General features: G+C 66.8%; 7 protein-coding genes. 6 read left to right on the top strand and 1 reads right to left on the bottom strand.

The window, feature by feature from the left end; translation table 11 throughout:
• From QOZ99_RS20830 to lpxB, 6 genes are all read left to right on the top strand, one after another.
• On the top strand, positions 1-1029 hold a 1029-nt coding region (locus QOZ99_RS20830), incomplete at its 5' end, for a BamA/TamA family outer membrane protein (RefSeq protein WP_306891915.1).
• 85 nt (positions 1030-1114) lie between these two features.
• A complete protein-coding gene (lpxD, locus tag QOZ99_RS20825) occupies positions 1115-2197 on the top strand; it encodes a UDP-3-O-(3-hydroxymyristoyl)glucosamine N-acyltransferase (RefSeq protein ID WP_306891914.1) in 1083 nt (360 codons plus the stop codon).
• On the top strand, positions 2181-2669 hold the full coding sequence (gene fabZ, locus QOZ99_RS20820; protein WP_306891913.1) for a 3-hydroxyacyl-ACP dehydratase FabZ: 489 nt from the start codon (positions 2181-2183) through the stop codon (positions 2667-2669). Before lpxD ends, fabZ begins: the two co-directional genes overlap by 17 nt.
• On the top strand, positions 2669-3499 hold the full coding sequence (lpxA, locus tag QOZ99_RS20815) for an acyl-ACP--UDP-N-acetylglucosamine O-acyltransferase (protein WP_306891912.1): 831 nt from the start codon (positions 2669-2671) through the stop codon (positions 3497-3499). The genes fabZ and lpxA overlap by 1 nt, the downstream gene beginning before the upstream one ends.
• Positions 3477-4367: an LpxI family protein gene (locus tag QOZ99_RS20810; RefSeq protein WP_306891911.1), complete on the top strand. Its 891-nt coding sequence runs from the start codon at positions 3477-3479 to the stop codon at positions 4365-4367. Before lpxA ends, QOZ99_RS20810 begins: the two co-directional genes overlap by 23 nt.
• Positions 4368-4395: 28 nt before the next feature.
• Positions 4396-5571, top strand: coding sequence for a lipid-A-disaccharide synthase (gene lpxB / locus QOZ99_RS20805; protein ID WP_370876904.1), 1176 nt, complete (start codon positions 4396-4398; stop codon positions 5569-5571).
• Positions 5572-5826: 255 nt separating this feature from the next.
• On the opposite strand, the gene gltA is transcribed toward lpxB, so the two are convergent.
• Complete coding sequence (gltA, locus tag QOZ99_RS20800) at positions 5827-7137, bottom strand: citrate synthase (protein ID WP_306891910.1); 1311 nt, start codon at positions 7135-7137, stop codon at positions 5827-5829.
• Positions 7138-7260 lie beyond the last annotated feature (123 nt).

Raw genomic sequence — 7260 nt, 5'->3', positions numbered from 1 at the left:
CGTCTGGCCGGCACGCTGGGTCAGAACACGCAGGGTGTCGACTTCAGCTTCACCGAGCCCTACTTCCTGGATTACCGCGTCGCCGCCGGCTTCGATCTTTACTGGAAGCAGACCAGCGCGACCAGCTACAGCCCGTATGACACCAGCACGGCGGGCGGCACGCTGCGCGTCTCGCTGCCGCTGACGGACGAGCTGACGCTCGGTCTGCGCTACAGCCTGTACCAGAAGGAAATCTCGATCAACACGAGCGATTACTACTACTACGGTAAGATCTCGTGGGCGTTGCTCGAGGTGAACAATGATCCGGCGCTGACCTCTGCCGTCGGATACACGCTCACCTACAACATGCTCGACAACAACATCGATCCGACCAACGGCTACCTGCTCGAACTGAAGCAGGACCTTGCCGGCCTCGGGGGTGACGTCGACTATATCAAGACCACGTTCGACTCGCGGTTCTACTTCCCGGTCTATGGCGACGTGGTGCTGATGCTGCGTGGCCAGGCAGGCAACATCGCCTCGTGGGGTGGTCAGGATCTGCGCATCCTCGACAACTTCTTCAAGGGGCCCGATATCGTCCGCGGCTTCGCGCCGAACGGCATTGGTCCGCGCGACTTGGCCTCGGGTATCGACGGCTCCGACCCGGATGCGCTGGGCGGCACGCTCTACTGGGGTACGACCGCGGAAGTGCAGTTCCCGCTCACCTTCCTGCCGAAGGATCTGGGCATGAAGGGTGCGGTGTTCGCGGATGCCGGCTCGCTGTGGGACTATCAGGGCCAGACGACCTTCCCGAATATTGCGGGATGGCAGAACAATCTGGTCGATTGCTCCGTGTTGCCGGGTTCCAGCACCAAGGGCTTGAACAATGTCTGCGTCGCCGACAGCGACTCCATCCGCTCCTCGGTCGGCGTCAGCTTGATCTGGAAGTCGCCCTTCGGCCCGCTGCGCTTCGATTACGCCTGGGCGCTTTCGAAGGAGGCTTACGACCAGACGCAGGCTTTCCGCTTCAGCGGTGGCACCCGCTTCTGATAGGCTAGACACAGTCTGGCGAGCGCGGCGGCCCGGTCATCCGGGCCGCCGGTTCATTTTGGACGGGTAGCGATACGGCATCGAAATGAGCGATCCGGTTTTTCATCCGGCCGTGGAGCCGATGACGCTTGATGACATCTGCGCGCTGGTCCAGGGCAAGGCGGCGGGGGCGGGTATCGCGCGTCCGCTGCGCGGCGTGGCTTCGCTCGACGAGGCGGGGCCCGCCGATATCGCCTTCATGGACGGCCTGAAATTCGTGCCGCAACTGCGCGCCACGCGGGCCGGCGCGTGTCTGGTGTCCGCACGCTTCGTCGCCGAGGTTCCCCCCGGCACCACCGCGATCGTGGTGGCCCGGCCGTTTCCCGCCTTCGTCGTGGTGGCCCGGCGCTTCTATGCCGATCTGCTGCGTCCCGAGACGATCTTCGGCCAGGTCGGCATCGCCGCCGGGGCGGTGGTTCATCCGCAGGCGCGCATTGAGGACGGCGTCACGATCGATCCCGGCGCGGTGGTCGGGCCCGATGCGGAGATTGGCGCCGGCACGCTGGTCTCGTCTGGCGCCATCATCGGGCCGGGCGTGCGCATCGGTCGCGACTGCTCGATCGGCGCGGGCGCGAGCCTGCTGCACGCGCTGCTCGGCAACCGCGTCATCATCCATCCGGGCGCCCGTATCGGGCAGGATGGTTTCGGCTATCTCGGGGGCGCGCGGGGGCACGCCAAGATCCCGCAGATCCGCCGGGTCATCCTGCAGGACGATGTGGAGATCGGCGCCAACACCACGATCGATCGCGGCGGCCTGCGCGACACGGTGATCGGCGAGGGCAGCAAGATCGACAATCTCGTGCAGATCGCGCACAACGTGGTGATCGGCCGGCACTGCATCGTGGTGTCGCAGGCCGGCATTGCCGGCAGCGCGACGCTGGGTGACTTCGTCGTGCTGGGGGGGCAGGTCGGCGTCATCGGCCATGTGACGATCGGCGACGGCTCCCGCATTGCCGCCACGAGCAATGTGAAGGACGACGTGCCCGCGGGCGTGGAATGGGGCGGCTCGCCCGCCAAGCCCATGCGCGAGTGGTTCAAGGAGGTCATGGCCGTCCAGCGGCTCGGCCGCGGGGACCTCGCGCCGGGCCGCCAACAAAAGGACAGTGAAGGGAATGGACGTCCAGGTTGAAGCCAAGGGCGAGACGGCGACGCTGGGGACGGCGGACATCTCGCGCATCCTCGCGACACTGCCGCATCGCTACCCGTTCCTGATGGTCGACCGTATTGTCGATATCGATGGCGACAGGCATGCCATCGGCATCAAGAACGTGACCGCCAATGAGCCCCATTTCCAGGGGCATTTTCCCGATAATCCGGTGATGCCGGGCGTGCTGATCCTGGAAGGCATGGCGCAGACGGCGGGCACGATCTGCCTCTGGCAGTACCCCGTCGAGAATGCGTCGCCGCTGGTTTATTTCATGACCATCGACAAGGCGAAGTTCCGCCGCCCGGTCGTGCCGGGCGATGTGCTCGAATACCATATGACGAAGCTCACCAAGCGCCGTAACATGTGGTGGTTCCGCGGCGAGGCAAAGGTCGACGGCCAGTTGGTGGCCGAGGCTGAAGTGAGCGCGATGATCGCGGCTCGGGCAGGCAAATAATGAGCAGTGTTTCCATCAAGGTCGATCCTTCCGCGCGTGTCGAGGAGGGGGCGGTTCTCGCGGACGGCGTCGAAATCGGACCCTTCTGCACGGTCGGGCCCAATGTCGTGCTGGAGGCCGGTGTCCGGCTGATCTCGCATGTCGCCGTGGCGGGCCATACGACCATCGGGGCGAACTCGGTGATCTATCCCTTCGCTTCGCTGGGCTTTCCCCCGCAATCCTATCATTACAAGGGCGAGCCCAGCCGGCTGATCATCGGTCGCGACTGCATCATCCGCGAGCATGTGACGATGAATATCGGCACGGCCGGCGGCAGCATGGAGACGCGGGTCGGCGACCGCTGCATGTTCATGGTGGCCAGCCATGTCGCGCATGATTGCGTGGTCGGATCCCGCGTGACATTCGCCAATAACGCGACGCTCGGCGGCCATGTCACGGTTGGCGACGATGTGTTCATTGGCGGGCTGGCCGCCGTGCATCAATATGCGCGCGTTGGCGACGGGGCGATGGTCGGTGGCATGTGCGGGGTGCATTTCGACATCATCCCGTTCGGCCTGATGATGGAAGGCCATCCCGGCCTGCGCTCGCTCAACTATACCGGCCTGAAGCGCCGCGGCTTTTCGCTGCTGCAGCGGCGCCAGTTGCAGAATGCCTATCGCGAGCTGTTCTATGGCGCCGGCACGCTGGCCGAGCGCACGGACCGCGTCGCCGAGCATTTCGCGGACGATGCGAACGTGATGCACGTGGTGACGTTCGTCCGCGGCGCGGGCAAGCGCCGGCTGACCGTTCCCGCCGATTCTGTCGATCATGGCGAGCCGGACGTCGCCTGAGGCCGCCGCCCAGGCGGAGCGGGGGGCGCTCGCCGTCATTTGTGGCGGCGGCACCTTTCCGCTTGCGGTGGCGGAGGCGGCGCGCCGCGCGGGGCGCGACGTCGTGCTGTTTCCGGTGCGCGGCTTCGCCGACATCCCGTTGGAAGGTTGGCCGCATGTATGGGTGCCGATCGGGCAGTTCGGTCGGCTCAAACGGGAGTTGCGCCGCCACGGATGCCGCGACGTGGTGCTCATCGGCAATGTGCTCCGCGTGCGCATCCGAGACATCCGGTTCGACTGGACGACGCTCACCATGCTGCCGCGCGTGTTCAGCATGCTGCGGGGCGGCGATGATCATCTGTTGAAAAGCGTTGCCCGCATTTTCGAGGAAGCCGGCTTCCGGCTGCTCGGTGCCCATGAGGTGGCGCCGGAGATCCTGATGCCTCCCGGCCAACTCGGCGCGGTGGCCCCGACCGAGGGGGACCTCGACGATATCGAGGTGGGGCGCCACGCATTGACGGTCACGGGGCCGCTGGATATCGGGCAGGGGCTGGTGGTGATGAGCCGGCATATCGTGGCGATGGAGGCGGCGGAGGGCACGGACCTTATGCTGGCGCGCATCGCCGAACTGCGCCGCAATGGTCGCATCACCCGGCCGGGGCGCTGCGGCGCGCTGGTGAAACTGCCCAAGGCCGGGCAGGATCGCCGCCTCGACATGCCCTCGCTGGGCGTGCGCACCGTGGAGGGCGCTGCGCGCGCCGGTCTCGCCGGCATCGCGGTCGAGGCTGGCGGCGTTATCGTGGCCGATGTCGCGGCTCTCGTGCGCGCGGCGGACCAGGCGGGGCTGTTTATTTACGGCCTTGCGCCGCCGACGGAGACCCAGCGATGAGCGGCGACCAGACAGGAGCGGCGGCGACATGATGCACGGGGACCCGGCGCCGGCGCGGCCGCTCGATGTGTTCATCGTGGCGGGCGAAGAATCGGGCGACACGCTGGCGGCCGGACTTATGGCGGAGCTGAAGGCGCTTCATCCGGCGGGCGTGCGCTTTCGCGGCGTCGGCGGCGGGCGCATGCAGGCGCTGGGGCTGACCTCGCTGTTCCCCATGGAGGACATTACCGCCATGGGCTTCGCGCAGGTTATTGGCGGGCTGCCGCGCATCCTGCGCCGCATGGGGCAGACCGCCGACGCCATCGTCGCGGACCCGCCCGATATTCTCGTTCTGGTGGATGCGCCCGACTTCACCCACCGGGTGGCGCGCAAGGTGCGCGCGCGCCTGCCTGAACTGCGGATCGTCAAATATGTCGCGCCGACCGTCTGGGTGTGGCGACCCGGCCGGGCGAAGGCCATGGCACCGGACGTCAACCGGGTGCTGGCGATCCTGCCGTTCGAGCCGGAGGTCATGCGCAGGCTGGACGGCCCGCCGACCACGTATGTCGGCCATCCCCTGCTCGGCAGCCTCGATACGCTGCGCCCGAACGCGGCGGAGGCAGCGCGGCGCGTCGCCTCGCCGCCGGTCGTGCTGGTGCTGCCCGGCAGCCGGCGGGCGGAGCTGACCCGGCTCGGCGACACCTTTGGCGAGGTGCTGGGCCGGCTGAAGCAGCGCATTCCCGATGTCGAGCTGATATTGCCGACCCTGCCGCGCCGGCTGGCGCAGGTGGAGGAGACGGTGGCGCGCTGGCCGGTGTCGGTGCGCATCGTGGTGGACGAGGCGGAGAAGCTCGCGGCCTTCCGCATCGCCCGCGCGGCACTGGCGGCATCCGGCACGGTGACGCTGGAACTGGCGCTGGCCGGCATCCCGATGGTGGCGGCCTATCGCGTGCCCTGGCTGGAGGGGCGCATCGTGCCCTTCTTCATCAAGGTGAAGACGGCGATCCTGCCAAATCTCATCCTCGGCGAGCCGGCAGTGGCGGAATATCTGCAATGGCATATCGACCCGCCGGCCATGGCGGAGACGCTCGCCGGGCTGATCACCGGCGGCGAGGGGCGGGAGGCGCAGCTGGCCGCCTTTGCCCGCCTGGATGCGGTGCTGGGCACGGGAGGCGAGCCGCCCAGCCGTCGCGCGGCGCATGCCGTGCTGGACATGCTGCGATAGGCTTCCCACGCCGTGTGGTGAAGCCGGTTTCGGCGGGAACGAGCGGCCCGCGATCTGGCCGTCGCTCTCGACGCGGTCTCCTCACGCGTGCCGTTATCCCCCTCGCTCGACAGCGCCCGACATGAAAACCCCGCCCTCCATTTGGAAGGGCGGGGTTCTGATCGGCGGCCGCGGCAGATGCCGAGGAGCTTACCCTCATCGGCGACGGATCATCGGCGGGCGGTCAACCACGTCCGCCGACCGCTGGGCAGCCGTTCACTTGCGGCGGGCGATCGGCACGTAGTCGCGCTGCGCGGCGCCGGTATAGAGCTGGCGCGGGCGGCCGATGCGCTGGCCGGGATCCTCGATCATTTCCTTCCACTGGCCGATCCAGCCCACGGTGCGGGCGAGGGCGAACAGCACGGTGAACATGGAGGTCGGGAAGCCCAGCGCGCGCAGCGTGATGCCCGAGTAGAAATCGATGTTCGGGTACAGCTTGCGCTCGACGAAATACTCGTCCTGCAGCGCGATGCGCTCCAGTTCCACCGCGATGTCGAGCAGCGGATCGTCCTTGATGCCGAGTTCGCCCAGCACCTCATGGCAGGTCTTCTGCATGATCTTGGCGCGCGGATCGTAGTTCTTGTAGACGCGGTGGCCGAAGCCCATCAGGCGGAACGGATCGTTCTTGTCCTTGGCCCGCTTGATATATTCGGGAATGCGCTCCACCGAGCCGATCTCGCCGAGCATCTTCAGCGCCGCCTCGTTGGCGCCGCCATGCGCGGGCCCCCACAGGCAGGCAATGCCAGCGGCGATGCAGGCGAAGGGATTGGCGCCGGAGGAGCCGGCGAGACGCACGGTGGAGGTCGAGGCGTTCTGCTCGTGATCGGCGTGCAGGATGAAGATGCGGTCAATCGCGCGGGAGAGGATCGGGTTGACCTTGTAGTCCTCGCACGGCACCGAGAAGCACATGCGCAGGAAATTCGAGGCGTAGTCGAGGTCGTTCTTGGGGTAAACGAAAGGCTGGCCGATCGAGTATTTATAGGCCATCGCCGCCAGGGTCGGGATCTTCGCGATCATGCGGATCGAGGCGATCATGCGCTGCTGCGGGTCGGCGATGTCGATCGAGTCGTGATAGAAGGCCGACAGCGCGCCGACGGAAGCCACCAGCACCGCCATCGGATGGGCGTCGCGGCGGAAGCCGTGGAAGAAGCGGCTCATCTGCTCATGCACCATGGTGTGGCGCGTGACGCGGTAATCGAAATCGGCCTTCTGCGCCGCGGTGGGAAGCTCCCCGTAGAGCAGGAGATAGCAGGTCTCCAGGAAGTCGCCGCTCTCGGCCAGTTGCTCGATCGGGTAGCCGCGATAGAGCAGAACGCCCTCGTCGCCGTCGATATAGGTGATGGAGCTTTCGCAGGAAGCGGTGGAGGTGAAGCCCGGGTCGTAGGTGAACAGGCCGGTCTGGCCGTAGAGCTTGCCGATATCGACAACCTCAGGGCCGATTGTGCCCTGCCGGATCGGGAGTTCCCAGCTTTGGTCGCCGATGGTGAGTGTGGCAGATGTCGCCGAAGTGCCGTTTATGGCGTCCATGCGGGGTCTCCCTGAGCATATGGAACCGAGGTTACGGTGCGCGAGTGCGGGCGTGGCGCCGTGCCTTTGGACTTCTGACTGGAGGCGGTGATATGCCTCGTTACGGCCCGGTTGGGGAAGTCG

The sequence above is a fragment of the Ancylobacter amanitiformis genome (genome assembly GCF_030814815.1).
Classification (GTDB): domain Bacteria; phylum Pseudomonadota; class Alphaproteobacteria; order Rhizobiales; family Xanthobacteraceae; genus Ancylobacter; species Ancylobacter amanitiformis.
Note: the sequence above shows the minus strand (reverse complement) of the source record. Positions and strands in the feature narration are given on the sequence as shown.

What these genes read in the sequence shown, in the direction of transcription:
- lpxD (WP_306891914.1), top strand. Translation starts at nt 1,115, where the DNA reads ATGAGCGATCCGGTTTTTCATCCGGCCGTGGAGCCGATGACGCTTGAT.
- fabZ (WP_306891913.1), top strand. Translation starts at nt 2,181, where the DNA reads ATGGACGTCCAGGTTGAAGCCAAGGGCGAGACGGCGACGCTGGGGACG.
- lpxA (WP_306891912.1), top strand. Translation starts at nt 2,669, where the DNA reads ATGAGCAGTGTTTCCATCAAGGTCGATCCTTCCGCGCGTGTCGAGGAG.
- QOZ99_RS20810 (WP_306891911.1), top strand. Translation starts at nt 3,477, where the DNA reads ATGGCGAGCCGGACGTCGCCTGAGGCCGCCGCCCAGGCGGAGCGGGGG.
- lpxB (WP_370876904.1), top strand. Translation starts at nt 4,396, where the DNA reads ATGATGCACGGGGACCCGGCGCCGGCGCGGCCGCTCGATGTGTTCATC.
- gltA (WP_306891910.1), bottom strand. Translation starts at nt 7,137, where the DNA reads ATGGACGCCATAAACGGCACTTCGGCGACATCTGCCACACTCACCATC.